General features: G+C 31.4%; 27 protein-coding genes, 1 riboswitch and 2 other annotated features (1 of these 30 only partly in view). Of the genes, 23 read left to right on the top strand and 4 right to left on the bottom strand.

Annotated features, from left to right (window positions below):
- Positions 1-7: 7 nt before the first annotated feature.
- Positions 8-1,132: a polysaccharide pyruvyl transferase family protein gene (locus ACGHJ8_RS10135; protein WP_390540165.1), complete on the top strand. Its 1,125-nt coding sequence runs from the start codon at positions 8-10 to the stop codon at positions 1,130-1,132.
- The gene (locus tag ACGHJ8_RS10130; protein ID WP_390540163.1) at positions 1,125-2,501 is read left to right on the top strand and encodes a lipopolysaccharide biosynthesis protein; all 1,377 of its coding nucleotides are present in this window, start codon (positions 1,125-1,127) and stop codon (positions 2,499-2,501) included. The genes ACGHJ8_RS10135 and ACGHJ8_RS10130 overlap by 8 nt, the downstream gene beginning before the upstream one ends.
- Before the next feature lie 186 nt (positions 2,502-2,687).
- Here the strand turns inward: ACGHJ8_RS10130 and tnpB (ACGHJ8_RS10125) are convergent, their stop codons facing one another.
- The gene (gene tnpB / locus ACGHJ8_RS10125; RefSeq protein WP_390540161.1) at positions 2,688-2,924 is read right to left on the bottom strand and encodes an IS66 family insertion sequence element accessory protein TnpB; all 237 of its coding nucleotides are present in this window, start codon (positions 2,922-2,924) and stop codon (positions 2,688-2,690) included.
- Positions 2,925-3,042: 118 nt separating this feature from the next.
- On the opposite strand from tnpB (ACGHJ8_RS10125), the gene ACGHJ8_RS10120 reads away from it, so the two are divergent.
- From ACGHJ8_RS10120 to ACGHJ8_RS10075, 10 genes are all read left to right on the top strand, one after another.
- Complete coding sequence (locus ACGHJ8_RS10120; RefSeq protein ID WP_390540159.1) at positions 3,043-3,441, top strand: site-specific integrase; 399 nt, start codon at positions 3,043-3,045, stop codon at positions 3,439-3,441.
- A 70-nt stretch (positions 3,442-3,511) separates the two neighbouring features.
- Positions 3,512-5,002, top strand: coding sequence for an LCP family protein (locus ACGHJ8_RS10115; RefSeq protein ID WP_390540157.1), 1,491 nt, complete (start codon positions 3,512-3,514; stop codon positions 5,000-5,002).
- A gap of 152 nt (positions 5,003-5,154) precedes the next feature.
- The gene (tnpA, locus tag ACGHJ8_RS10110) at positions 5,155-5,418 is read left to right on the top strand and encodes an IS66 family insertion sequence element accessory protein TnpA (protein WP_390539564.1); all 264 of its coding nucleotides are present in this window, start codon (positions 5,155-5,157) and stop codon (positions 5,416-5,418) included.
- The gene (gene tnpB / locus ACGHJ8_RS10105; RefSeq protein ID WP_129737345.1) at positions 5,415-5,762 is read left to right on the top strand and encodes an IS66 family insertion sequence element accessory protein TnpB; all 348 of its coding nucleotides are present in this window, start codon (positions 5,415-5,417) and stop codon (positions 5,760-5,762) included. The genes tnpA and tnpB (ACGHJ8_RS10105) overlap by 4 nt, the downstream gene beginning before the upstream one ends.
- 68 nt (positions 5,763-5,830) lie before the next feature.
- Positions 5,831-7,393, top strand: coding sequence for an IS66 family transposase (gene tnpC, locus ACGHJ8_RS10100; RefSeq protein WP_390539562.1), 1,563 nt, complete (start codon positions 5,831-5,833; stop codon positions 7,391-7,393).
- A 188-nt stretch (positions 7,394-7,581) separates the two neighbouring features.
- Positions 7,582-8,478, top strand: coding sequence for an NDP-sugar synthase (locus ACGHJ8_RS10095; protein WP_390540155.1), 897 nt, complete (start codon positions 7,582-7,584; stop codon positions 8,476-8,478).
- Positions 8,479-8,502: 24 nt separating this feature from the next.
- On the top strand, positions 8,503-8,916 hold the full coding sequence (locus ACGHJ8_RS10090; protein WP_390540153.1) for a hypothetical protein: 414 nt from the start codon (positions 8,503-8,505) through the stop codon (positions 8,914-8,916).
- Positions 8,917-9,187: 271 nt separating this feature from the next.
- Positions 9,188-11,044 carry a hypothetical protein gene (locus ACGHJ8_RS10085; protein WP_390540151.1) on the top strand — a complete coding sequence of 619 codons (1,857 nt, stop codon included), beginning with the start codon at positions 9,188-9,190 and terminating at the stop codon, positions 11,042-11,044.
- A gap of 126 nt (positions 11,045-11,170) precedes the next feature.
- Complete coding sequence (locus tag ACGHJ8_RS10080) at positions 11,171-11,470, top strand: phasin family protein (protein ID WP_087357241.1); 300 nt, start codon at positions 11,171-11,173, stop codon at positions 11,468-11,470.
- Entirely contained in the window at positions 11,454-13,049 is a 1,596-nt protein-coding gene (locus ACGHJ8_RS10075) for an ABC1 kinase family protein (RefSeq protein WP_390540149.1), read from the top strand. Before ACGHJ8_RS10080 ends, ACGHJ8_RS10075 begins: the two co-directional genes overlap by 17 nt.
- A 6-nt stretch (positions 13,050-13,055) precedes the next feature.
- Here ACGHJ8_RS10075 and ACGHJ8_RS10070 read toward each other — a convergent pair whose 3' ends face one another.
- The gene (locus ACGHJ8_RS10070) at positions 13,056-13,679 is read right to left on the bottom strand and encodes a Crp/Fnr family transcriptional regulator (protein WP_390540147.1); all 624 of its coding nucleotides are present in this window, start codon (positions 13,677-13,679) and stop codon (positions 13,056-13,058) included.
- A gap of 87 nt (positions 13,680-13,766) precedes the next feature.
- On the opposite strand from ACGHJ8_RS10070, the gene ACGHJ8_RS10065 reads away from it, so the two are divergent.
- The 4 genes from ACGHJ8_RS10065 (at position 13,767) to ACGHJ8_RS10050 (ending at position 17,184) form a co-directional block, all read left to right on the top strand.
- On the top strand, positions 13,767-14,618 hold the full coding sequence (locus ACGHJ8_RS10065) for a YitT family protein (protein WP_390540145.1): 852 nt from the start codon (positions 13,767-13,769) through the stop codon (positions 14,616-14,618).
- 148 nt (positions 14,619-14,766) lie between these two features.
- A complete protein-coding gene (gene ahpC, locus ACGHJ8_RS10060; RefSeq protein WP_390540143.1) occupies positions 14,767-15,330 on the top strand; it encodes an alkyl hydroperoxide reductase subunit C in 564 nt (187 codons plus the stop codon).
- Entirely contained in the window at positions 15,330-16,934 is a 1,605-nt protein-coding gene (locus ACGHJ8_RS10055; RefSeq protein ID WP_390540141.1) for an FAD-dependent oxidoreductase, read from the top strand. Before ahpC ends, ACGHJ8_RS10055 begins: the two co-directional genes overlap by 1 nt.
- A gap of 73 nt (positions 16,935-17,007) precedes the next feature.
- On the top strand, positions 17,008-17,184 hold the full coding sequence (locus tag ACGHJ8_RS10050) for a hypothetical protein (RefSeq protein WP_211963549.1): 177 nt from the start codon (positions 17,008-17,010) through the stop codon (positions 17,182-17,184).
- Positions 17,185-17,192: 8 nt separating this feature from the next.
- Here the strand turns inward: ACGHJ8_RS10050 and ACGHJ8_RS10045 are convergent, their stop codons facing one another.
- Both ACGHJ8_RS10045 and ACGHJ8_RS10040 read right to left on the bottom strand, forming a co-directional pair.
- Positions 17,193-17,894: a hypothetical protein gene (locus tag ACGHJ8_RS10045; RefSeq protein ID WP_390540139.1), complete on the bottom strand. Its 702-nt coding sequence runs from the start codon at positions 17,892-17,894 to the stop codon at positions 17,193-17,195.
- Entirely contained in the window at positions 17,891-18,391 is a 501-nt protein-coding gene (locus ACGHJ8_RS10040; RefSeq protein ID WP_211963551.1) for a DNA-deoxyinosine glycosylase, read from the bottom strand. Before ACGHJ8_RS10040 ends, ACGHJ8_RS10045 begins: the two co-directional genes overlap by 4 nt.
- 145 nt (positions 18,392-18,536) lie before the next feature.
- Positions 18,537-18,657: riboswitch (FMN riboswitch) on the top strand.
- 63 nt (positions 18,658-18,720) lie between these two features.
- Between ACGHJ8_RS10040 and ACGHJ8_RS10035 the strand changes: the two genes are divergently transcribed.
- The 7 genes from ACGHJ8_RS10035 (at position 18,721) to aroF (ending at position 25,746) form a co-directional block, all read left to right on the top strand.
- Positions 18,721-19,329: an ECF transporter S component gene (locus tag ACGHJ8_RS10035; protein ID WP_390540136.1), complete on the top strand. Its 609-nt coding sequence runs from the start codon at positions 18,721-18,723 to the stop codon at positions 19,327-19,329.
- 10 nt (positions 19,330-19,339) lie between these two features.
- Entirely contained in the window at positions 19,340-19,981 is a 642-nt protein-coding gene (locus ACGHJ8_RS10030; protein WP_205090545.1) for an ECF transporter S component, read from the top strand.
- Positions 19,982-19,991: 10 nt separating this feature from the next.
- Positions 19,992-20,456, top strand: coding sequence for a pyridoxamine 5'-phosphate oxidase family protein (locus tag ACGHJ8_RS10025; RefSeq protein ID WP_390540134.1), 465 nt, complete (start codon positions 19,992-19,994; stop codon positions 20,454-20,456).
- A gap of 147 nt (positions 20,457-20,603) precedes the next feature.
- Positions 20,604-21,986: an ATP/GTP-binding protein gene (locus tag ACGHJ8_RS10020; protein ID WP_390540132.1), complete on the top strand. Its 1,383-nt coding sequence runs from the start codon at positions 20,604-20,606 to the stop codon at positions 21,984-21,986.
- 1 nt (position 21,987) lies between these two features.
- Positions 21,988-22,710 carry a hypothetical protein gene (locus ACGHJ8_RS10015; RefSeq protein ID WP_390540131.1) on the top strand — a complete coding sequence of 241 codons (723 nt, stop codon included), beginning with the start codon at positions 21,988-21,990 and terminating at the stop codon, positions 22,708-22,710.
- Positions 22,711-22,865: 155 nt separating this feature from the next.
- On the top strand, positions 22,866-24,413 hold the full coding sequence (locus ACGHJ8_RS10010; protein ID WP_390540128.1) for an LCP family protein: 1,548 nt from the start codon (positions 22,866-22,868) through the stop codon (positions 24,411-24,413).
- A 29-nt stretch (positions 24,414-24,442) separates the two neighbouring features.
- Positions 24,443-24,690, top strand: a binding site (T-box leader).
- A 36-nt stretch (positions 24,691-24,726) separates the two neighbouring features.
- Positions 24,727-25,746: a 3-deoxy-7-phosphoheptulonate synthase gene (aroF, locus tag ACGHJ8_RS10005; protein ID WP_390540126.1), complete on the top strand. Its 1,020-nt coding sequence runs from the start codon at positions 24,727-24,729 to the stop codon at positions 25,744-25,746.
- 89 nt (positions 25,747-25,835) lie between these two features.
- Positions 25,836-26,022, top strand: a binding site (T-box leader) (it continues 62 nt past the right edge of the window).

Below are 26,022 nucleotides of genomic sequence, written 5' to 3'. Positions count from 1 at the left end.
ATGAAACATGAAAGTATTACTAATAGGAGAACACTACTCTGATAATTTAGGAGATGGAGTAATATGTACAAACGTAGAAAAAATGATTAAAAAGGAATTTATTGATGTACAAATTACAAAATTAGACCTAAGTCATAGATCTGGTTTTACTCAAGAATATGATAATTTTATATTATCTAAAAAGAAGATAAATAAATTAAAAGTATATTTAAAAAATAATAGTGGCATATATGAGTATTTGTCAAATTTAAAGCGAAATAAATCAACTTTAAAAGATTTTGATATTTTTTTTGGTGATTCTTACGATATTGCAATTTTCGCTGGAGGTGCATTATTTTTGCCCTGTTTTATTTTCCAAATTTCATATTTAGTAAATAAATGTGAAGAAAATAATATACCCGTAATTTTTAATTGCTGTGGATTCGGTAAGTTAAAGAGTAAAATTTTATTTTATAAATTGAAACACTCATTAAATAAAAAAATAGTCCACTCAATTTCTATTAGAGATCATGAAAATATAGCAAAGCAATTAATAAATCGTCCGTTTGAAAAAAATTACGATATTGCTTTATTATCTAATGAAAATTTTAATATTTTAAAGAAAGATAACCATCTTATTGGATTGGGTATAATGTATATAGAACAAGATAGAAATTTACTGATTGATTTTTGGCAAAAAATAATTAAAGAATTAAATACCAAAAATATCAATTGGAAAATATTTTGTAATGGTTCATCTGAAGATTATGAGTTCTCAAAACAAATATTAAAAAATTTAAATCTAAATCAAGAAAAATATATAGTTAATTGTCCAAAAAGACCTGATGAATTGGTTAATACAATATCTGAATTTAGTTCGATTTTATCATTTAGATTACATAGCCATATTATTGCAACTTCTTTGTATATACCAAGTATTGCTATGGTATGGGATAAAAAAATAGAAGACTTCTTTAAATATTTAAACTTAGAAGATAGATGTTATTCATATTATGAGTATGATATAGAGAAGATAGTAAATCAATTATCTATCATTACACTATCTAAAGAAAATATTGAACGAATAGATGAATTAAAAAAATACTCAAAAAAATGGCTAATAAAGAATATTTGGGAGGTTTTAGATGAATAAATATATCAAACTAATAAGAAACATTGGGATTTTTACTATTGGTAACCTAGGAAGTAAATTTTTAACGTTTTTAATTGTTCCACTATACACATATGTTTTAACTACTGAAGAATATGGTTTAATTGATACAACAATAACATTAGTATCGCTTTTTCTTCCATTTTTCACATGTGCGATATATGAAGCAATTCTTAGATATACTCTAAATTCAAAATATACTAAGGAAGAAGTTTTTACTAATTGCTTTATAGTGTTAATTTTAGGATTTTTGATTTTTATCTTTGTAATGCCGATAATTAATTTATTTATTGATTTTAATTTTTTATTATATTTTATATTATTGTTGATAACTCAAGGAATATACACTTTCTTTCAACAGTTTTCTAAAGGAATTGATAGAAATCAAGTCTATACTATATCAGGGCTTATATATACATTTATAATGTTATTATTAAACGTGTTATTTCTTGTGAATTTTAAAATGGGAATTCCTGGTTATTTCTTATCTATGATTATTGGATACACAATTAGTTCAATATATATAACAATAACTACAAATATTTTTAAATATTTTAAAGTCAATGTTATTTCTAAAGAATCCATCAAGGTATACTTAAAATACAGTATTCCACTAGTCCCAAATAGTATAATGTGGTGGGTAATGAACGCGTCGTCTAAGTTTTTTATTCTATATTTTCTAGATTTATCTGCAAACGGTATTTATGCTATTGCATTCAAAATACCAACAGTTATAAGTATGTTCTCACAAATATTTTTTCAGGCATGGCAAATATCGGCTGTAGAGGAAGAAAATTCTTCATCTAAATCTACATATTATTCAAAAATTTACAATCTTTTTTCTATTGTCATGTTTGGAATTTCATCTTTCTTATTAGTTGTATTAAAACCACTAATATTAAATTTCTTTTCCCAAGATTATATTGATGCATGGGAATATATTCCTTTTTTAATATTAGCAGTTGTTTTTTCTAGTTTTTCTTCATTTATTGGGGTTAATTATATTGTTTCAAAAAAAACATCAGGTGTTTTTACAAGTTCTTTGATTGGAGCTATAGCAAATTGTATATTTAATATCTTATTAATACCATGTATTGGCCTTTATGGAGCTTCTATAGCTACATTATTAAGCTATTTTATCATGTGGATAATAAGATATAGAGATACAAAGAAACAAATAAACATAAAAATAAATAAATTTGCATACTTATTCAATATTCTGATAATTACATTCCAAATCATTTTATTATATATACCTTTTTCAAATAACTTAATATTTGTTTTATTTCTATTCATAATTTTAGCAGTCGTTGATTTTTATCAAATATATTTGTCATTTAAGAGAATTTAAAATGGCATTCTCTCTTGGGTGGAGGAGTTCATGCTGATGCGATCATGGATCATATCATTCATAATTCAATCACTATTAATGCTGGAGAGATATCAATATGTGAGAAGTCACTACAAACATGAATAACGAATAAAAATAGGCATCACTTTTGAGTGATGCTATTAATATATATCAACGGTGCTTAAACTATATACAATTGGTGCTGGAGTTGTGAATTAGGTGGTTGATTAACGCGAAATAATCACAATACAGCACCTTCATGATTCTTGAATTTCTTCCGCAAAAAAGAAACACAGAATTAGAAAAAGAATCAAGATTAAAATTATGTTGAATAATAGGTGATAGTCCATCAATCTGCTTGCGCATATCAGTATAGCCAGCAGCTATGTAGATATGTTCTGCCTTTGAAATATCTCCAATCATAGCAGTACTTTCAAGAGAGGTTCAATAGATGAATAGGGCGTATTGGAATCAAGTTCTATTTTAATGCCACCTTTGATAATGAGTATTCTTTCATTATGACATGTTTGGTAAGCGACAAATGAAAAGGATTAATGATAATGGAAAAAGCTATACTATAATAGGAGCACCTAAAACAAAATATTCTTATCGTGTGATTCCCATTAATCCAATACTTTTACAATTTTTAAATCAATCAAAAAAAGAAAAAGGCTTTATACTCACTGGAAATGAAAAGTATTTAGATCCACGTAGTTATCAATATTATTTCAAAAAAATTTTAAAGGAATTAAATATTCAAGATTATCGATTTCATGTTTTAAGACATACTTTTGCGACAAAATGTGTACAGTGTCAAATTGATGTGAAAAGTTTAAGTGAAATATTAGGTCATTCATCAGTAACTATAACTTTAAATACATATGTTCATTCATCTTTTGAAATGAAAAAGGCAGAAATGGTCAAGTATAAATTATTTTAAAAATTGACATATTCTTGAAAAGTTCACATGAATATGCTACCATGTGAAAGATGAAGAAAAGAGGGATAAAATGACAAAACATTCAAAAGGTAGTCTTATTTCTAAAATCACTTCATGGCAAGTTATTTTAGGAATTCAAGCTATTGCTTCTTTATTATTGATTGGACTTGTTTTTAAACTTAATGCTTTACCATTATTATATACAATGGTATTAATTGGTATTGTTGTTTTGTTGGCTCTCATAACGTTTTTATTGATGAAGCCATCAAAAAATCAAGGTAAAGGAAAGATTAGAAATATTATTGGAAAAGTGATTAGCTTATTGTTATCTGTTTTTCTAATGGTAGGATCTTTATATATAGCACAAGGAAATTCAGTGATTGATGCCATTTCTGGTGCTAATACAAAGACAACAAGAATTTCTTTAGTTGTCATGAAGGATAGTGATTATCAAAAAGTTTCTGATTTAAAAAATCAAACAATTGAAGCTAATTTAGATGATGAAGATAATGCTAAATATATGAATGAAGCAATTGAAGCATTAAATAAAGAAGAATCAACTATTCAAGTTAATAATGCATCAAATTATGTAGATATGGCTAATGATTTGTATGATGGAAAAACAAAAGCTATATATATTAATGAAGCAAACTATGGTATGTTGGAAGAAGAACATGATACGTTTAAAAATGATACAAGAATCATTTGGTCTTATGATATTGTAGAACAGACAAAAGATATTTCTAAAAATGTAAATGTTACAAAAGAAGTCTTTACGATATTTATTAGTGGAATTGATACGACAGGACCAGTTTCAACGGTTTCACGTAGTGATGTGAATATGTTAGTGACAGTCAATCCTGAAACAAAACAAATTTTAATGACAAGTATTCCTAGAGATTATTATGTTACATTAACAAACAAAGGAAAGAAAGATAAATTAACACATGCTGGATTAGGTGGAGTTGAAAACTCAGTATCAACAATTGAAAACTTTATGGGTATTGATATTAACTATTATGCAAGAGTTAACTTTACATCACTGATTGAAATGGTAGATGCATTAGGAGGAATTACAGTTTATTCTCCTGTTGCTTTTACAACTTTACATGGTGGTTATCAGATTCATAAAGGAAATAATGAAATGGATGGAGACAAGGCTTTAGGATTTGTAAGAGAACGTTATGGTTTATCTGGTGGAGATAATGACCGTGTTAAAAATCAGCAACGTGTTTTAACAGGTATGTTAAAGAAAGCTATGTCACCTGCAATTTTAACAAATTATTCAAGTGTGTTAAGTTCTATTGAAGGTTCATTTGAAACAAATATGTCTGCTGGTGAGATTACTGACTTAATCAAAACGCAGTTGAATGATATGGCATCATGGGATATATATCAAATTCAATTAACTGGAAATGGTCAAATGATGACAGGTGGAGCTTATATGCCTAACAATAAACTATACTATATGATTCCTGATGAGAACAGTGTAAGTGAATGTGCGTCACTTATTAAGCAAATGATGAATGGTGAAAAAATAAGTGTTGAACAAAGTGAATAGAATGATTGAAAGGGGTGTCTTCTGATGCCTCTTTTTGTTTAGTTTTTGTTAAATTATGTTTATTTTGTGTAAGCGACAAATGAAAAGGCACTAACAAGACTGCGGATATTCATTTAAAATGTAAGTACAATAAAAAAGGAGGTACTTACTATATGCAATATGATTGGAAAAAAATCATAAATAGTCAAAAGGAAAGCACTTTGACTGTCAAGGAATTCTGCAGACAGAACAATATCTGTGTGTCTTCTTTCTATAAGTCAAAAAGACGACTGGAAAATGATGAACTTCAAAGTAATTTATTTGTTCCTGTCGAGGTTGTGGATGATGCCCACCCCAATGTATCAATGACCATTGATGGTCATTGTATTGAATTTGATCCTGCACTTCTTGACAGAATCATTGGTGCTCTCAAATGATCATCAACACTGATGAAGTCAAGAATATCTACGTTTCAACGCATTTCGTGGATATGCGCAAGTCGATAGATGGGCTGACACTCATTGTGCATTCCCAATTCCAGATGAATGTCCTTGATCACAGCCTTTTTATCTTTACCAACCGATCAAGAAATCGCATCAAGATTCTCTATTATGAAAGCAACGGCTTCTGGCTGTTCATCAAGAGACTTGAACATGGAAAATTCAAAATCCAGGAATCGCAGGAATCATTGACAAGAGCCATCACTTCCCGTCAGCTCAGTTGGCTTCTGGAGGGTCTTGAATATGATGAAAAATTGAAAGAAAAGCAGCTTCTCATCTAACAAAGCAGTTTGTTTTATGGTATAATACGAAACAGCTGAAATCATGTAATGTGGGGTGTGAAGATGTCATGAACTTGAGAAATCTAAGTCAGGAAGAACTGATCAAGATGATCAATGAAAAGGATAAAAAGATTGAAGCATTGACTGAGCAGCTGAACTGGTACAGTCAGCAGATCAAGCTTCAGCAGAAGAAGCTTTTTGGTTCATCTTCAGAAAAGACTGTTCTTCCTAATCAGATTTCTCTTTTTGATGAAATTGAACTAGAATCCACACCAATCAAGCAGGAACCGGAACTTGAAGAAATCACATACAGAAGAAAAAGAAAAAGCAGACAGAGAGGAATAGATATTTCATCACTGCCAGTAAAGAAGGTCATTCATGATATTGACAATAAAAGCTGCCCAGAATGTGGTGCACTGCTTAGAAAGATAGGCGAAAACAAAAGAAAGGAGCTTGTCTACCATCCTGCACGATATGAAGTCATTGAACATATTCAATATGTCTATACGTGCGATCGATGTGACAGGGAAGCTGTTCAATCGCCAATATACAAGGCACCCATGAAGGAACCGGTCATATACAAGAGCTTTGCATCGCCATCACTTCTGTCATATATCATTGATAACAAGTTCAACAAAGCACTGCCTCTGTATAGACAGGAAGTCATGTTCAATCAGATGGGGCTGAAGCTGTCAAGACAGACGATGGCCAACTGGATGATCAAACTGCATGATGAATATTTCAGGACAATCGCTAGTCATATGCATAAGGTTCTGTTAAAAAGTCAATACCTGCACGGAGATGAAACGTCTGTTCAGGTTTTAAAGGCACCGCATCAAAAGGCAACCACAAAATCCTATATGTGGGTATACAAGACAGGACGCAGCGAGGAGAAGCAGATAGTTGTTTTCATATACGAAAATACAAGAGGACACGAGCATGCCCAGAAGCATCTGGAAGGCTATCATCATATACTTCAGACGGATGGCTATCAGGCCTATGAGAAACTTGAAGGCATTACACACATGGGATGCTGGGCTCATTGTCGTAGAAAATATAAGGAAGCACTAGACAGTGCGCCTGCTGGGGTAGATCTCAAACAAACTGCCAGCTATAGGCTTTTTCATAAGATCAACAAGCTTTTTCAAATTGAAAAGGAAAACGCGGACAGAAGCTATGAAGAAATCAGGCAAATTCGACAGGTTCAGTCAAAACCACTGGTTGATGATTTCTTTGAAGATGTCAGGGAATGTTCAAAAGTTGCAGTGGATAAAACAAAGTTAAGTGAAGCACTCAAATACAGCATCAACCAGGAAGAAAAACTAAGAGTCTACCTTGAAGATGGGAGAATAGAGATATCAAACAACCGAGCAGAAAATGCGATACGCCCATTCTGTGTAGGCAGACGCAACTGGCTGTTTACCAATACGGTTCAGGGAGCACAGACAAGCGCTGCCTTATATTCACTTATAGAAACTGCAAAGCTAAACAATCTCAATCCCTATGAATATTTTAACTATCTTTTGTCATCATTGACAGAAATAGATATCAATGATGAAGAAGCCCTTGATAATTATATGCCATGGTCAAAAGAATTGCCTGATAATACATATCTGACTAAAAAATCGTAGAGATACGATCTTTTAGTCGTGTCCTGTAAATCATACATATATAAATTGTCAATTTATTACAGCTCTAATTATAATCAATGTCGTTGATTGATAATAGGGCTTTTTCATTTTGCGCTTACTATTTTGTTGTGATAAAGTCAATAAATTGGTATAATTATTTCCGAGAAATAATTTAAGGAGTGAATAATATGAGTAATGTTACACTTGTCGTAATGGCGGCAGGAATAGGAAGTCGATTTGGAGGTGGAATCAAACAGCTAGAGCCAGTAGGGCCAAATGGAGAAATCATCATGGATTATTCTATTTATGATGCTTTAGAAGCTGGATTTAATAAAGTTGTCTTTGTCATTAGAAAAGATTTAGAAAAAGATTTTGATGAAATCATTGGTCAAAGAATGAAGAAAAAAGTGCATGTTGAATATGCTTTCCAGGAAATTGATAATATTCCTAGTCAGTATCAAGATAAATTTAAGGGACGTACAAAACCATGGGGAACAGGACAAGCTATTTTAGCTTGTAAAGAACTTGTTCATGAACCATTTCTTGTCATTAATGCAGATGACTATTATGGTAGAGAGGCTTACCAGGAAGCTTATCGTTATTTGACACAGGAACACCCTCAAGAGCCAATGCCAATATGTATGGTTGGATTTATCTTGAAAAATACATTAAGTGATAATGGTGGAGTGACAAGAGGTGTATGTCAAGTTAAGGATGATCAATTGGTAGATATTGTTGAAACACATAATATTGAAAAGGTAAACGGTAAAGCTGTTGCTGATGGAAAAGAAATTGATTTGGATTCAGCAGTATCAATGAACATGTGGGGATTATATCCAGAATTCTTTGATATTTTAGAAAAGGGATTCAATGATTTTCTAGCAACAACACCATCTGATAATCTGAAAGCTGAATATTTGTTACCAACGATTATTGGTGATTTATTACATAACAATAAAGCTAAAGTAACAGCATTAAAATCACATGATGAATGGTTTGGTGTAACATATAAAGAAGATAAAGATTATGTCAAAGAAAATATACAATTATTAGTAGAAAAAGGATTATACCCACAAAAACTTTAAACCATAGCAGTGGTGAGGTATATGATGAGTACACAATATTCTATAAAGGTTTATCCAGCAGGTAAAGGACGTGATGTCTATCGAAATATTGAGATATGTGGGGATGAAACATTAGATCAATTATGTAGGATTATCTTAGATGCTTTTGATTTCATAGATGAGCATTTATATGAATTTTGTATGGATAATCGTCAATATAGTACAGATGCATATTATGCAACTATGATGGAGCGAGAACCATCAACAGATATCGCTCTTGATAAGCTTGGACTTTATAATGGTCAGAAATTTTTACTTCATTATGATTTTGGTGATGACTGGATGTTTCATATTAGAGTATTAAATATTACTGAAGTCAAGGAAAGTTTTGAACCACGTATTGTTAAATCTAAAGGATATATTCAACAGTATTCTGATTATGATGATTGGTATGAATAAAGTGATATTAAAAATGTTATGAAAACTATTTTATAACAAATAAGATTATTTATGAAAGCAAGATATAAGATTTATCTTGTTTTTATTTTAGATTATGTCTCAAATAAATATGATATAATAAATTAAAATTATTTTTTTAAAAGTGAAATTTCATTGACAAAAATACGCGGGGGGGGGGTACTATATTTATAGTAGAATACAAACAATAATAAAGAATAGTTCTGGGTCTTTATTAGTTTTTATTCTACTGAATATTATGGGAGGATATACAATGAAAAAGACAAGAAAATTTTTAGCATTAGGTTTGTCATTTGTCATGATGCTTGGACTTTGTCTAACTGCTGGAACTGCATATGCAGCAGGCGATGTTGCTTTTAAGGAAGTTTCTACTGCTGAAGCATTTAAAGAGGCATTTGAAAACGAGACAGATGGTGAAATTCGAATAACGGGTTCTTTTACTATTACTGAACCTATGAAAACTAATCCAATACCAAAGACAATTATTGATGAAAGGGCAAATCCAGGTACGGGTTATTTGGCTAATCTGATAAATATTGATAGTCAAGCAGAGTATGAATTTAATAATGTCACTTTTGTAGCGAATACTAAGACAAAAAACTTACTATCAATTAATGGTGGAGCGAACGTGACTATTAGTAATTCTACATTTGATCATGAAGAAGCGAGTGCTGGGGCACCAGTGATTATTAATCAATCCGAAGCATCTTTTACTGGTGTTAATAAGATGTCTTTAGGACAAAATTCTTGGTATGGTATTAATGTTGATGGGAATCTTGCAAAGGCTTATTTTAGTGATGGAACAATTGATTGTCAAACACTTGACAACAAGCCTACTCAATCAGTCGTATGCAGAGAAAATAATGCTTTAGTTTATTCATTGAAGTTATCTGTTGTAGAAACAATAGATGAAAATGGAAAAGAACAACATGCATTTGTTAATGCAACTGATTTGGTTGATTTTGTCAATGCAAAACATAATCAAGGTCAAGATGTAACAGTTGTTCGTCTCAGAGAAGATATTCAATTAAAAGAAACGTTTAACATTAATGAACCAATGGCAATCTATGGTGAGGGCGGTGCATTTGTTGCTGATAATTTCACGACAAAAGATAATGTTATCACTGTGACTTCAGATGGTGTTGAATTAAATGCTCTCAAGATTGTCACTGATGAATCAACAAAGAGTGGTTTACATATTTATGGTGGCGATGTTAAAACTGATGGATTAGAGATTGATAACAGAAAGACTGCAGGTGGAGCTGCTATTGTATTGAATGGTGGAAAACTTGAATTAAATGCGTTGACAATATTACAATTAGGGGAAAACTCTTGGGGTGGAATTAATATTGATAACAGATTTGGAACAGAACCAACATTAACGGTTGCAAAAAACGCATCAATCGTTATCACATCACCAAAAAATTCTGTAGGATTATATTATGTAGATGCAGATAAACAAGATGAAATTCCATTAAGTGGCAATGAATCTGTTGTCACATTACCAGAGACTGTTATAGTTATATTTAATGAAAGAAAAGTTACTGTTGCCAATGGTATGATTACTGAATCAACAGATCCAACGACTCCAGGTGAAGATTCAAAACCAGAACAAGAAACAATTACAATTACAATGAAAGCAATTGTTGATGGTAAAGAAGTCAACTTAGAAGAATTAGGTTTAACATTAGAAGATACTCAAATTAAAGGAATTGCAAAAGGATCAGTTTTAAGTGAAGCTGATTTAAAAGAATTAGATTCAATGAAAGATGGTTTCAAATTTGAAGGATATACATTTAAAGGATTCTTCTTAGATGTTGAAGGAACAGAAGCATTAAAAGCAAATGTACCATTTAATGCAGATACAACAATTTATATGATTTGGGATAAAAATATTGATGTGACTGTAACTCCAAATCCAGAAGATACAGATAAACCAGTTCAAGATACAACAAACAAACCAGAACAAAAACCTGTTGAAAGTGATAAAACAGTGAAGACTGATGATAATTCACAAATTATTTTATATGGTTTAATGCTTTCTTTATCTGTTGTGGGAACTGGAATTGTCGTTCTTAATAAGAAAAGAGAAAAATTATTAAATAAATAATGAGTTTATGGGCGATATATAATCATGAGATATGATTTGTATCGCCTTTTTTATTTCACATTTTATTAAACTACACATTTGTAGAAATTCGTAGTAAAATAGAGATATCAAAGGAGGAATTTTGTTATGAATAATTGGAGTGAAGATTTAAAAAAAGTATTATTAGCTGGTATTGGTGCTGTGGCAGTAACAGCTGAAAAATCTAAAGAAGTCGTAGAAGATTTAGTGAAAAAAGGTGAATTAACTGTTGAACAAGGAAAAGTTTTAAATGAAGAATTAAAACATAATGTTGCTCAAAAACTAAGAAAACCTATAACTGTAGAAACAGTAGAAAAAGATTTACAGGAAATGGACGTAGAAGATTTAGAAGCCTTAAAAGCAAAAATTGAGGCATTACAAAAAGCAAAGAATGAAACAAAAGAATAGTTTAAGTACAAAACGTCGACTTGCTCAAATTCTGGCAATACTGAAAAAACATCATTTGGCTAAAGGCATTGATCCCGTTAAATTTAGGATGATTTTAGAAGATTTAGGTCCAACATTTGTTAAGATAGGTCAAATTATGGCTTCCAGACAGGATATGTTTTCTCAACGTTATTGTCGAGAGCTGGTGAAATTAAGAGATAATGTTGCTTCAATGAGCATTGAAACAGTCAAAAGTGTTATTGAAAATGAATATCATCAAAAATTAAGTGATGTTTTTTTAGATTTTGATGAGATTCCTTTAGGAAGTGCTTCGATTGCTCAGGTTCATAAAGCAACATTAAAAGATGGTCGACATATTGTTGTGAAAGTTCAACGTCCTGATATTTACGAAATGATGGAAAGAGATATTTCCTTGATTCGTAAAGCTGTAAAGATTCTTAAGTTAAATGATGTACTTGGAAGTGTTGTGGATTTAAATATTGTTTTAGATGAATTCTGGCATACTGCTAAGGAAGAAATGGATTTTTTAAATGAGGCTCACTATGCCAGAAAATTTGCTTATTTACATCAAGATATTCAATATATTGAAGCACCACTGATTATTGATGAATATAGCACGAGCAAGGTTTTAGTGATGGAATATATTGATGGTTTTGAAATAGATGATCGTATTCATTTAATGGAAGCAGGATATGATTTAAGAGAAATTGCTGCGAAACTAGCTGAAAACTACATTAAGCAGATTGTTGATGATGGATTTTTTCATGCGGATCCCCATCCCGGTAATTTAAGAGTTCGTGATGGAAAGATTGTCTGGATTGATTTTGGTATGATGGGTATTTTGAATCGTGCTGATAAAGATTTGATGAAGGATGCTGTTTTAGCAATTGGACAAAATGATACGCAAAAACTGGTTGATGTGATTTTGACTTTAGGTGAACATGATAATCGTATTGATTATGCTTTGTTTTATGATAATATAGAAACTTTTATGAAGCATTATGTAACAGTTGATTTAACAGATATCAATTTAGGAGATGTTGTACAAGAAATCTTTGTGATTGCTCATAAACATCGTATCTCTATGCCAAAAGGTGTAAGTATGTTAGCAAGAGGGTTAGTCACGATAGAAAGCACTGTCATGCTCATTGATCCTCATATTAGTATTATAGAAATTGCAGCCAATCATGTGGCTAGTCATCTTTCTTGTCATTTAGATTATCAAAAAGAATTGACCAATGCGATAAAAAATCTCTATAGTGCTTCACAGAACATGTTACATATTCCTGCTCAATTATCCGATGTCATGCGTATGATCATGAAAGGACGACTTAAAATTAATCTTGATATGATGGAATCAAGTGTACCTATGAATGCTATTAACCATATGGTTAATAAACTTGTCGTCGGTATTGTCAGTGCAGGGTTATTGATGGCAAGTAGCTTATTGTGTACAACACAAATGACACCAAAAGTTTTTGGAATTCCAGCCTTAGGTTTTATTGGTTATATGACAGCTGTTGGATTAGGTATCTGGTTATTATTGACAGTTTTAAAAGAAAGAAAGCAAAAGAAATAACTGTATTCACTTATGTAAAAGCGAATACAGTTTATTTTTATCTTTAATCACGATGGTTTTATATTGCAATAAAATCATTTTTTCTTTTTCAAATTCATTTAAGACTTTTGTCACTGTAACACGCGATAATCCCAGTAATGAAGCCATTTCCTCATGAGTATAAGAAATTTCCTGTTGCTGATCGTATTGTATTTGATCTAATAGGAAAGCCGCTACCTTTTCATAACGATTATAAGTATAGGATCTTTTCATCATAGCCGTTAAATAATCACATGTTTTAGACATGGATTGCATAATAAAAATCATTAATTCTTGGGATTGCTGACAATAGAGATAGAGTTTTTCAGGATAACAGGCAATGAGTTGAACATCCTGTAAAGCTTCTACTGTTGTAGGACGTTTGGAATGAGGAATCAAAGCAGATTCACCAAAGATTTCACCACTTTTTAAAATATCAACAGTGACTTCCTTGCCATTAGAATTCATCACATAGACTCTAACTTTTCCTTTGATAATCAAGTAAATAAGATCAGCATCATCTTCTTGCATATAAATTAAATCCGTCCTTTGATAGTTTTGTATTTGACCTGCTTTTTCAAAATAGGGGTAGCATTCTTTTTTTAATTTCATTGACTTCACCACTTTTCTTTCTAATTGTAACATAGATTACATTTTAAAAAAAGGAGATATGATAAAGTCTTGTTCGGGGTGAAGAATATGAAACAAAAAATCTTAAATCTGGTTTATATCATTATTGGAAATATTTTTATTGCTCTCGCAGTCAATACACTCATTTTAGAAAATCATATTATTGTTGGAGGAACATCTGGGATAGGAAATGTATTAAATCATTATTTCAATATTCCTGTTTCATTAAGTGTTGGATGTTTAAATGTCTGTTTGTTTTTAGTTGGACTCTTTTTCATTGGAAAGAAATTCGCTATGACAACATTACTTTCCACATTCCTTTTTCCAATTATTTTACAATTCTTTGAAACACATGCAATGTTTCACCATTATTTAGAAGATCCATTATTGGCAGCTATTTTAGCGGCCTGTCTGGTTGGTGTTGGTATTGGACTCATTTTAAAAGCCAATGCTTCTACAGGTGGGGTTGATATTTTAGCCATTCTTCTTAATAAGAAATTTGGTTTTCCTGTACATATTGTCTTAAACTGCATTGATTTATCTATTCTTGTTTTACAATTTACGTTTAATGATACAACACATGTCATTTATGGGATTATGATTGTCATGATTACAGCTGTCGTGTTAAATAAAACATTGACGCAGGGAACAAGTTTAGTTCAATTGACTGTTATTAGTGATCATTATGAAGATATTAAACAATCTATTTTACATGAATTTGATGCAGGAGTCACACTCCTTGCCAGTGAAAAAGGTTTTACACAAGAAAATTCTAAATTACTATTATCTGTTTTACCTTATCGTAAGCTACCTGCCATTAAAGCAAAAATTCATGAGATTGATCCAGTAGCTTTTGTGATTGTATCTCATGTAGAAGAAGTGGGAGGAAAAGGTTTTACATTAGAAAAAAGAAATGCTTAAAGCTCAAATGAGCTTTTTTTGTTTATAGTGCATATTGTTTGCATAAGAAAAGATTGTATGTTAAACTGCATATAGTTAGTTAAGACTAACTATAATGAATCGTATAAAAAAGATAAAAATGTTTAAAATACAATAGGAGGTAGAAACGATGTCATTAATTGGAAAAGAAATTAAAGAATTTAAAGCACAAGCTTATCAAAATGGAGAATTTAAAGAAATAACAAAAGAAGATCTTTTAGGAAAATGGAATGTTTTATTTTTCTATCCTGCTGATTTTACTTTTGTATGTCCAACAGAATTAGAAGATTTAGCAGATAAATATGAAGAATTTAAGAAAATCAATTGTGAAATTTATTCAGTATCATGTGATACACACTTTGTTCATAAAGCATGGCATGATACATCTAAACGTATTCAAAAAATTCAATATCCAATGTTAGCTGATCCAACAGCCACTTTAGCAAAAGATTTGGATGTTTATATTGAAGCTGATGGATTGGCTGAGAGAGGAACATTTATTTTAAATCCAGAAGGAAAAGTTGTGGCTTATGAAGTGATTGCAGGAAATGTAGGACGTAATAGTGATGAATTATTAAGACGTGTTCAAGCTTCACAATTTGTTGCTGAACATGGAGATGAAGTGTGCCCTGCTAAATGGCAACCAGGTGAAGAAACATTGAAACCATCATTGGATTTAGTAGGAATGTTATAATGGCAAAGATTTATGATGCGATTGTTGTTGGAGGAGGCCCAGCTGGGCTTTCTGCAGCAATCTATCTTGCTCGAGCAAAATATAGTGTCCTTGTCTTAGAAAAAGAAAAAATAGGTGGACAAATCATTATTACATCAGATATTGTCAATTATCCGGGCGTTTTAGAAGATTCTGGTGAAGGTCTGACTCAAAAAATGCGTCAACAGGCTGAAAGATTTGGAGCCTCTTTTCAAAAAGCAACAGTAAAAAAGCTGATATTAGATCAACCTATCAAAAAGATTGAAACTTCTCTTGGTTCTTTTGAATCAGTTGGTTTAGTTTTAGCCACAGGAGCCCATCCACGTCAATTAGGTTTTCCGGGTGAAAAAGAATTTCAAGGCAGAGGTATTGCTTATTGTGCCACATGTGATGGAGAATTTTTTGAAGGATGTCCATTATTTGTTATTGGTGGAGGCTTTGCGGCATGTGAGGAAGCTATCTTTTTAACACAGTATGCTTCAAAAGTGACAATGATTGTCAGAGAAGAAGATTTTACATGTGCCAAGACAATTGCAGATGAAGTCCGTGTCCATGAGAAAATAGATGTTATTTTTGAAACAGAAATCATTGAAGCTGGTGGAAATGAAACTTTGGAATATGCTGTTTTTAGAAATAACAAAGATCAATCGATTTGGCGATATGATAACAAACAGGAACGCTTTGGAATCTTTATTTTTGCTGGATATGTTCCTGAAAATGCCTTGTTTCAAGATCAGTTAAATTTAAACTCACAAGGATATTTAATGACTGATCGTCATCAAAAAACAAGTTTAGATGGTGTTTATGGAGCTGGAGATATTTGTGAAAAAGATTTACGTCAAGTTGTTACTGCTGTTAGTGATGGGGCAATTGCTGCAACATCTTTAGAAAAATATATAACATCTATAAAAGAAAAATATAAGATTGAAACAAAGGCTTATCAAAAACATTTATCTTATCAAGAATCAAAAACATCACAAGACACATCTTTGTTTATCAGCCATGATATCCGTCAACAATTAAAACCCATACTAGAAAGATTAACAAAAGATGTTCATATTATAGGGCAACTGAAAAAAGATGATTTTTCTTTAGAAATCAAAAATTTCATGGAAGAAATAGCTTCTTTAAGTGATAAGATTCATATATCCTATCAGGAAACAAATGATCAACCTTGTATGATTTTATGTGATGTCAATAAACAAGATGTAGGTGTGCATTACTATATGGTACCTGGTGGTCATGAATTTAATTCCTTTATCTTAGCTATTTATAATGCCGGAAGTCAAGGACAACCATTGGATGAACAAATCATTCATCAAATCAAAGCTCTTGATCGCCATTCTATTCAAGTTTTTGTATCTTTATCATGTACTATGTGCCCAGAACTTGTTCAGGCCACACAACGCATAGCTTTACTCAATCACAACATTCAAACATCTATTTATGATTTATCTCATTTTCCACAATATAAGGAACAGTATAAAATCATGAGTGTTCCATGTATGGTCATTGATCAACAACATATTTCCTTTGGAAAGAAAAAGATTGAAGATATTATTGAAATATTAAAAAAACTTCATTAATTGAAGTTTTTTTAAGTTGAATGATCTAGACATTATTTTATAGAAAACATAGATTATGATGAGGTGAAGAAAATTGAATTGGAATGATAATCAGTATGAAATGTATGATCCCAATTATCAACGTGTAGTCTTTCATCCTTATATCTGGTGGTTCTTTTTTCCACCCCATATGATGCCACCAGCTTATCCACCAAGACCTCCATGTCCACCGGGACCACCGCCAGGACCACAACCAAGAGAATATATGTAAAAAGGCACTTATGTGCCTTTTTGTGATACTTTTTGTTTCTTTTCCAGTTTTCTATACTCAATACAGGCAACACCTATAGCTCCGGCTAAATCTAACATCAAATCTTTCATTGTATCATTTAAAGCATCATGTCCCTGTAACGGAATATCATTTTCATCGTATAATGTTGAATGGGTAGATTCCATGTATTGTTGATTATTTGTATGAAAAATATCATCGACTGTATATTCTCCAATCTCCCAGATAGCACCAATCGCCAATGCAACACTCACAACAATCAAACTCATAAATAAAGGTGATACAGAAAGAGGAATGGTAAATTCCTTGTCAAGATATTCAATCACAATAAATCCCACATAAGCAATCACAACACCAGAAAAAGCATGTAAAACAGAATCCCAATAAGGAATACGTCCATAAAAATTAAAAACATCTCCTAAAATAAAACCACTAAAAGCAAATGTTATTAAGACAAAATCTAAAAGATAGGGGATTTTAAAGTGATAAATCTCTTGAATAAAAGCAGGAATACGTAAAACAAATAACATGGCTAATAATTGAACAATTGTAAAAATTAAACGTCCTTTATTATTTTCACGGGTCAATAATAAATATAAGGCAATTCCTAACATCAAAACAACAAGCCAGAAAATAAATTTTCTTGCGATAATCAAATAATAGGGTTTTCTTTCTTTTAACTTTGTTTTCATAAAACTTCCTTTCCTTCTTCTTGACAAATGATTTTCCAGCTATCCAACAATCTTTCTAATGAATATGCAGCATTAGCAGGAGAAGTGGATGGCAAACATATATCTTTGATTCCAGTCATAGGATAACAATATTGACTATATAATTGATGTGCTTTTTTTCCATTTGTGTAAATATATTGAATATGTGTCTGTTTTAAAAGTGATGTTATATCATTGACTTTGACATTTTGAATAGAACTATCACTTGAACCTTGTATTTCACAACTTTGTATCACATCCCATAAAGCAATATGATGCTTTAATAAAAAAGCTTTTTTACCCTCAATCGTTAATAAAGGTTCATGATGATATAATAAGGCGCAAATCTTCCAAAAACGATTTTGTGGATGATGATAAAAAAACTGTGCTTCCCTTGATTTAACAGAAGGAAATGAACCAAGAATTAATATTTGTGAACTTTGATTATATATAGGTTGGATGTTATGCTGAACAAGCATTAAATGACCTCGCTTTCTTTTTTTGATTATCTCTATTATGAAACATATTTATATATTTGACAATCTTTATTTACAAAGGAGATAAAAAGGTATATGATTAATACATAGATGATGTCAATTCTATAACCGGTTTTCAAAACTGAATAAACGTCTTTGTGGCAGGGTGTAAGTCCCTACCGATGGTGAAAGTCCATGACTCGCTTAACAGCGACTGATCTGGTGCAATTCCAGAACCGACGGTATAGTCCGGATGAGAAAAGACAACTTCTATGCGACTTAGACATTTTTTGTGTTTAAGTTATTTTTTTTAGAAAAAAGGAGATAGAAGAATGAAAACAAAAAAATTGAATGTCAAAAAAATTGCTTTAATTGGAATGTTAGGAGCATTGGGTGGAATTTTAATGATGTTTAAAACACCACTACCATTTATGCCTCCTTTCATGGATTTTGATTTGGCTGCTTTACCAGAAATTATTGGTGGTTTTGCATTAGGTCCACTGGCAGCTGTAATGATTGTGGCAGTGAAATTACTTGTGAAGCTGGCTATTTTAGGAACTAGTACAGCCTTTGTTGGAGAACTTTCTAACTTTATTGTCAGCTGTGCCTATGTTTTACCTGCTATCTGGATTTATGATCATCATAAAGAAAAGAAATCTGCTTTAAAAGGTATGCTTGTTGGGACAGTGATTTGTACATTAACAGCTGTGATATCTAATGTTTATATGATTATTCCATTTTATGTCAATATGATGGGATGGTCATTAGATACAATTATTTCAATGTGTCATGCTGTTTGTCCATTAGTCAATAATATTTGGACACTTGCATTATTTGGTGTTGTTCCATTTAATTTAATCAAATGTGGAGTCACATCAATGATTACATTTATTGTCTATAAGAAAATCAGTACACCATTAAAACAATTTGCCAGAGAATAGAGGTGTCCCTATGAAATCCAAAAAAATAACAACCGTAGGTATTCTTTGTGCACTGGCTATGATTTTAAATCTCTTTGCCTTTATTCCACTTGTCCCTACAGTGACATGGTTAACCTATGATCCTAAAGATATTATTATCGTTATTGGAGGATTTATCTATGGACCAGCAACATCACTGATTATGAGTGGTATTTGTTCAGTATTAGAAATCATGATCAAAGGTGGAACAATTTTAGATGTGGTCATGAATATGATTTCAACTTGTTCTTTTGCTTGTGTAGCAGCTGCTATTTATAAACATAAACATACCAAACAAGGTGCTATGATTGGTTTGATTGCAGGAGTTATGGTCACTGTTTTGAATATGACCATCTGGAATTATATTGTGACACCCATCTATTATGGAATGCCTAGAGAGGCTGTTGTGGCATTGTTGTTGCCGGGTATTATTCCTTTTAATTTATTAAAAGCTGGTTTAAATGCTGGAATCACTTTGCTTTTATATAAAAGTCTTGTGACCATTTTAAGAAAAATGAATTTTGTAGAAACGGGAACACAAAGTTTACAACATTCCCATTCTCTTGTTTGGGTTGGACTTTTTATGACGATAACGATTCTTTGTATTATACTTGCTATGCAAAATATGATTTAGGAGAGAAACGATGAACTTTACAGAAGCAAAACAATATCTTTTTGATAAATTAGCACCATCAAAGATTATGGCACTGGCATCAAGTGTTCATGATCATGTCATGGTGAGAAATGTCAGTTGTTTGATTTATAATGATGCGATTTATTTTAAAACAGATAAAAATTTTAGAAAGACAAAACAACTTTATGAAAACCCTCAAGTTGCTTTATGTTGTGGGGGTATTCAAGTAGAAGGACGAGCAGAAATACTAGGCTTAGTTATTGATGAGCCAGATCGTCAGTTTGAAAAACTTTATCAAAAATATTTATGGGGTAGCTATAATGCTTATAGTCATGAACAAGATGAAATTCTTGTGAAAGTGACTCCTTCATTTGTCGAAATATGGGATACAGATAAGAAAAATCAGGCTTTTCAGATTTTTATTGATTTTGATAAGGAAACAGTCGAATATAAGCCATATGATGAAAAGAAATAGTGGGTAAAAACAAACCTACTATTTTTATTTTAAATAAAAAAATGAAAAATCTAATAAAATTTTTATAAAATGATACAAAAAGTTACAAAATATAAATATTGACCACTATTATGATGTTTGATAAAATATTCATGGAGGTGCTGTTCAATGGATTATTTGGTGCGTTTGGAAAGATTAGTCATAGAAGGAATAAAAAATGTTGAATATGGAGAATTGGTATTTGATGAATTATCTCAAATAAAGAGAAATGAATGTAACGATTTGCATTCTGTTTTAGGAATTTATGGACAAAATGGTTCGGGAAAAACAACGGCACTAGAAACTGCTCAAATCCTCAAAAGAGTCTTATCAGGTGAAAAACTCCCAGAAGATATTGGGCAATATATAAGTAACGAAAGCCATCGTGCTAAAATAGAATGCACATTCTATATAAAATCACAATCCTTTACACAACTTGTCACATATATTTTTGTTATTGCAAAGCCTAGAGAAAAGGAAGGCAATGCTTATGATATTATTGATGAGAAGATGTTATCTAAAGAATATTCATATAGTGAGAAAAAGTGGCTTTCTCAAAAGACTTTGTTTGAAGTCAAAAATAATGAAATTGTTTTTAAAAAGTTATTTAATAAATTTTCTTATGAAAATTATGTAGGGTTAAAAGTGACTAAAGAAATTGAAGTAGGAAGTTCATTTTTCTTTCATACAAGAAATCTTGCTCATATTGTTTCGGATTTAAAAGAAAAAAATGAGGAAAAACTCATAGAAGTATTAAAAATATTAAATAGATATGCTCAAACAGGTCTTATCATCATTCAAAATGATTTGATGGGTAGTATCAATCTGAATACACGTATGCCAGTTAATGTTTATCTATCAGACCATAGTTCATTGACATTAGGGAATATTGCAATTAATTTATTAGAACCAAGTGAATTAAAAAAAGATATTTTTACTGACTTTGAAAAAGTGATAATTCAAATAGATACAGTTTTAAATGCAATAGTACCGACTTTAAATATTGAAATTATGAATAAAAAAGAACAATTGATGAAGGATGGAAGTCAGGGTTATGGATTTGAAGTTGTGAGTAAAAGAAATGGGAAATATATTCCATTAAGGTATGAGTCAGAAGGAATTAAAAGAATTATTTCTGTAACGAGTTCTTTAATAGCAATGTATAATCATTCTTCGATTTGTTTAATGATTGATGAATTTGATTCGGGAATATTTGAATATTTGTTAGGGGAACTGATTGAAATTATTTACGAATCAGCAAAAGGGCAATTTATCTTTACTTCACATAATTTGAGAGCTTTAGAAAAATTACCTTACAAATCAATCATATTAACAACGACAAACCCTAACAATAGATATATTCATTTTCATGGTGTCAAATCTAATAATAATGTTCGTGATTTCTACTATACAAGTATTATGTTAGGAGGGCAAAAAGAAATTCTTTATCAGGAAACTAAAAATTATAAAATAAAAAGGGCTTTTAGAAAGGCTGGTCAAATGTATGAATAATATGAAAAAGGTCATTTTATTTGTAGTAGAGGGTATGAGTGATAAAGATGCGTTGGAACCTATATTATCGGAATTAATCAATACGCATTTGATAAGATTTGAAGTTTTAAGAGGGGATGCAACAGCCAGTTTATCTCATCCATATTATAAAAAGAATATGAAAGATAGAATCAAAATCATTGTTGATAATTATCTGGAAAATAATCGAGGTATTCAAAAGAAGTATATTGAAAAAATCATTTATATAACTGATACAGATGGCTGTTATATAGACTCTCAATACATTTATCTAAGTGAAAAAGATAAGGAATTTCGTTATGAAGATGACGGTATTTATACTAATAATGTTGAAAGGGTCAAACAAAGAAATGAATTGAAATCAAGAAATTTAAATATTTTAAATTCTGCCTCTAAAATATATCATTTACCTATAGAAACATATTATTTTTCGTGTAACCTTGATCATGTCTTATATAATATTCGTCAATTAAAACAGGCGTTAAAAGAAGAATATGCAATTAATTTTGCAGATCAATTTGAAGGACGAGAACACGAGTTTATAAATTTTATGAATAAGAATGAAATTCCTATGGGTAAGGATTATAAAGATTCTTGGGCACAGATTAAAATATCTTTTCATTCATTGTTACGTCATTCAAATTTTCATATTTTTTTTAAAAATAATAAGCAATATTTAGTGAATGAAGTGAAGGGAATTGTCTGAATTTATTTTTAAAATGAGTGGGTGAAAACAAAACCCACTTTTTTTCATGAAAAGTTCACAAGCATTTTCTATAATGATGATGCAGTTTTCCTTTGTAATTCATGGAATAGTGTGTATAATGGTAATGTTAGAATTGAAGTGAAAAGAGGGATTAAATGAAAAAGTTTTTCAAAATATTACTTTCTAGAAGATTATTGTTGATTATTACGCTCATTGCGGCTATCGTTTTTACGTTTGTTGCCTATGAGTTAAGTATACTACCATTAAAATATTTTATACCATTGATTATTATTGTTTTTTTGATAACATTTCTTTTATATCGTTTATCCAGAGATAAAAATGATTCTCATCCTGTGAAAGTGGCAGTGATGAAACTGATCAATATTATTTTAGCTATTGTGTTAATTATTGCATCATGGTCTTTAATGAAAGGTTCAAACTTTATTTCTGCTATTACGGGTGGAAGTGAAGAAATTATTGAGATGGATGTTGTTGTATTAAAAGATTCATTCTATGATACAATTGATGATTTAAAAGGGCAGTCATTTGGTGCCCTTCATGGAGATGCTGTTAATATTAATAAGACAGAAACAATGATTGAAGATGATATCGGTGATATTACAGTGACAAATTATGCAAGTAATAATGAATTGATTGAAGCTTTAATGACACAGGAAATGAGTGCTATTATTGTTAAAAATGTAGATTTAAAAACTTTTGATTCCATTGAAGAAAACTTCAATGAAAAAATAAGAATTATTCAAAAATATGAAATCAAGTTACCTAAAGTCACTGCTAATAGTGCGAAAGTGACACAAGAACCTTTTATTGTCTTTATTAGTGGACGTGATCAAAAAGGACCTATTAATACATTCTCATTGTCAGATGTCAATATGATTGCAACAATTAATCCTACAACAAAACAAATTTTATTAGTCAGTATTCCTCGTGATTATTATGTGGATATTCAAGGAATTGATGGTGTCATGGGAAAAGATAAGTTGACACATAGTGCAAAAGGTGGTATTGATGCGACAATTCAGACTGTAGAAAATCTAATGGATATCAAAATGAATTATTATGCGAAATTCAATTTTACTTCATTTTTAAATGTCATTGATGCTTTAGGTGGTATTGAAATTGATGTTCCTAAATATGATGTTATTGGTAGAGATGATGGTGTCTTTGTGACGCGTTTAGATAAGTATACAATTAAACCGGGAAAACAGACATTTGATTCTAAACATGCTTTATCTTTTGTACGTGAAAGATATGCTTTTGTGGATGGCGATGAAATTCGTGGGAAAAATCAGATGTTGATGTTGAAGGCGATTATCAAGAAATGTTGTTCACCAAGTTTAATTACAAGTATGGATAGTGTATTTGAATCATTATCAGATAGTTTTGAAACAAATTTAAGTGCCAGTGATATTAAATCTTTAATTAATATGCAAATTAGTGATATGGCATCATGGGATGTTCAGTCTTTCCGTTTGACAGGAGATGCTTCGCAGCGTACATTAGAACTGGCAACAGTAGGTGATGTGACATCTGTTAATCCAAAAGGTGTTTATGTCACACAACCAGATGAACAGTCAATTGCTAAGGCAAGAGAGTATATTCAAAAGGTTATGAATAATGAAATTGTTAAAGTAGAAAGTGAAACAACTAAGCAAACAGAAACAAATACAACAAATGAATAGATTTATATTAAAAAGTATGTTATGATATAACAAATACAAGGAAAAGAAAGAGTAAATGGAGAGTCTTAGACGTAGAGAGTTCTTGGCTGGTGAAAAAGAAATCAAGGCACCATTGAATACATCTTGGAGTAGGTGGCTGAAAGAAAAGTAGGCTTACACGGGAATGCCCGTTACAGCATCAGAGTATGAACCTGTTGACAGGCGTACTTGATAAGGCTTATATAGTGATATATAAGTGAAGTAAGGTGGTAACACGATCGTTCCTCTCGTCCTTATGATGGGAGGAACTTTTTGATTATAAGGAGGAAGAAAGATGATTATTGTTTTAAAACCAGATACAAATGAAAAAGATGTGAAAGAATTAGTAAATAAGGTTGAAAGTTTTGGATTGGTTGCTCATGTTTCCAAAGGAGAAGAAACAACTGTCATTGGAATGGTAGGAGATGTTACAAAGGTTGATCCTAAACAACTAGAAGTGTCACCCGTTGTTGATCATGTGATGCGTGTCAGCGAACCTTATAAGTTGGCAAATCGTGCCTTCCATCCTGAAGATTCCATTATAGATGTCAGTGGAGTCAAGGTTGGTGGAGATCATCTGGCGTTGATAGCGGGTCCATGTTCAGTTGAATCAAAGGAACAGGTCATTGCGATTGCCAGAGAAGCCAAAGCTGCTGGAGCGAATATGTTAAGAGGGGGAGCGTTCAAGCCTAGAACATCACCATATGCCTTTCAGGGAATGGGAACAGCAGGATTGGATATCTTAGTGGCAGCGAAAAAGGAAACAGGATTACCGATTGTATCTGAATTGATGAGTGCTGATTATATTGATGAATTTAATGAAAAAGTTGATCTGGTTCAGATTGGAGCCAGAAACATGCAAAACTTTGATTTGTTAAAAGAAGTAGGAAGAAGATGTACGAAACCAATATTATTAAAAAGAGGATTAAGTGCAACATATGAAGAATGGATCATGAGTGCAGAATATATCATGGCAAGTGGAAATCCCAATGTGATTTTATGTGAAAGAGGAATCAGAACATTTGAAAGCTATACAAGAAACACATTGGATTTACAGGCGATTCCAGTGATTAAGAGATTGACACACTTACCTATTATTATTGATCCATCTCATGCCGGAGGGAAATGGTGGCTGGTAGAGCCAATGGCGAAAGCTGCTGTAGCTGCAGGATGTGATGGATTGATGATAGAAGTGCATAATGACCCAGAACATGCTTTATGTGATGGACCACAATCATTAAAACCAAAAAAATATACAGAACTGTTAAGACAGATTAAAGGCATTGGAGAAATTGTTGGAAAACATGTACAATAGAATAAAAAGATAAAATTAAGGAAATATAGAAAAAAGATTGACTTTTTTGTTTTTATCGCATAATATATAAGCATATAAAAACTACTGTTATAAATACTGTGAAAAGAAAGAGTAGATAAGTGAGCTTGCGTAGAGAGTTCTTGGCTGGTGAAAAAGAATCAAGTGAACTCATTGAATTCCTCTTGGAGTAGGTGGCTGAAAGAAAAGTAGGCTTACACGGGAATGCCCGTTACAGCATCAGAGTATGAACCTGTTGACAGGCGTACTTGATAAGGC

It is taken from the genome of Massiliimicrobium timonense, assembly GCF_042850985.1.
GTDB lineage: Bacteria > Bacillota_I > Bacilli_A > Erysipelotrichales > Coprobacillaceae > Allocoprobacillus.
Note: the sequence above shows the minus strand (reverse complement) of the source record. Positions and strands in the feature narration are given on the sequence as shown.

Coding starts and splice junctions, on each gene's coding strand:
- ACGHJ8_RS10115 (WP_390540157.1), top strand. CDS start 3,512: ATGACAAAACATTCAAAAGGTAGTCTTATTTCTAAAATCACTTCATGG.
- tnpB (WP_390540161.1), bottom strand. CDS start 2,924: ATGATTGGAGATATTTCAAAGGCAGAACATATCTACATAGCTGCTGGC.
- ACGHJ8_RS10095 (WP_390540155.1), top strand. CDS start 7,582: ATGAGTAATGTTACACTTGTCGTAATGGCGGCAGGAATAGGAAGTCGA.
- ACGHJ8_RS10045 (WP_390540139.1), bottom strand. CDS start 17,894: ATGAAAACAAAGTTAAAAGAAAGAAAACCCTATTATTTGATTATCGCA.
- ACGHJ8_RS10080 (WP_087357241.1), top strand. CDS start 11,171: ATGAATAATTGGAGTGAAGATTTAAAAAAAGTATTATTAGCTGGTATT.
- ACGHJ8_RS10090 (WP_390540153.1), top strand. CDS start 8,503: ATGAGTACACAATATTCTATAAAGGTTTATCCAGCAGGTAAAGGACGT.
- ACGHJ8_RS10085 (WP_390540151.1), top strand. CDS start 9,188: ATGAAAAAGACAAGAAAATTTTTAGCATTAGGTTTGTCATTTGTCATG.
- ACGHJ8_RS10065 (WP_390540145.1), top strand. CDS start 13,767: ATGAAACAAAAAATCTTAAATCTGGTTTATATCATTATTGGAAATATT.
- tnpB (WP_129737345.1), top strand. CDS start 5,415: ATGATCATCAACACTGATGAAGTCAAGAATATCTACGTTTCAACGCAT.
- ahpC (WP_390540143.1), top strand. CDS start 14,767: ATGTCATTAATTGGAAAAGAAATTAAAGAATTTAAAGCACAAGCTTAT.
- tnpA (WP_390539564.1), top strand. CDS start 5,155: ATGCAATATGATTGGAAAAAAATCATAAATAGTCAAAAGGAAAGCACT.
- ACGHJ8_RS10070 (WP_390540147.1), bottom strand. CDS start 13,679: ATGAAATTAAAAAAAGAATGCTACCCCTATTTTGAAAAAGCAGGTCAA.
- ACGHJ8_RS10135 (WP_390540165.1), top strand. CDS start 8: ATGAAAGTATTACTAATAGGAGAACACTACTCTGATAATTTAGGAGAT.
- ACGHJ8_RS10025 (WP_390540134.1), top strand. CDS start 19,992: ATGAACTTTACAGAAGCAAAACAATATCTTTTTGATAAATTAGCACCA.
- ACGHJ8_RS10120 (WP_390540159.1), top strand. CDS start 3,043: ATGAAAAGGATTAATGATAATGGAAAAAGCTATACTATAATAGGAGCA.
- ACGHJ8_RS10015 (WP_390540131.1), top strand. CDS start 21,988: ATGAAAAAGGTCATTTTATTTGTAGTAGAGGGTATGAGTGATAAAGAT.
- ACGHJ8_RS10010 (WP_390540128.1), top strand. CDS start 22,866: ATGAAAAAGTTTTTCAAAATATTACTTTCTAGAAGATTATTGTTGATT.
- ACGHJ8_RS10055 (WP_390540141.1), top strand. CDS start 15,330: ATGGCAAAGATTTATGATGCGATTGTTGTTGGAGGAGGCCCAGCTGGG.
- ACGHJ8_RS10040 (WP_211963551.1), bottom strand. CDS start 18,391: ATGCTTGTTCAGCATAACATCCAACCTATATATAATCAAAGTTCACAA.
- ACGHJ8_RS10035 (WP_390540136.1), top strand. CDS start 18,721: ATGAAAACAAAAAAATTGAATGTCAAAAAAATTGCTTTAATTGGAATG.
- ACGHJ8_RS10030 (WP_205090545.1), top strand. CDS start 19,340: ATGAAATCCAAAAAAATAACAACCGTAGGTATTCTTTGTGCACTGGCT.
- aroF (WP_390540126.1), top strand. CDS start 24,727: ATGATTATTGTTTTAAAACCAGATACAAATGAAAAAGATGTGAAAGAA.
- ACGHJ8_RS10130 (WP_390540163.1), top strand. CDS start 1,125: ATGAATAAATATATCAAACTAATAAGAAACATTGGGATTTTTACTATT.
- ACGHJ8_RS10075 (WP_390540149.1), top strand. CDS start 11,454: ATGAAACAAAAGAATAGTTTAAGTACAAAACGTCGACTTGCTCAAATT.
- tnpC (WP_390539562.1), top strand. CDS start 5,831: ATGAACTTGAGAAATCTAAGTCAGGAAGAACTGATCAAGATGATCAAT.
- ACGHJ8_RS10020 (WP_390540132.1), top strand. CDS start 20,604: ATGGATTATTTGGTGCGTTTGGAAAGATTAGTCATAGAAGGAATAAAA.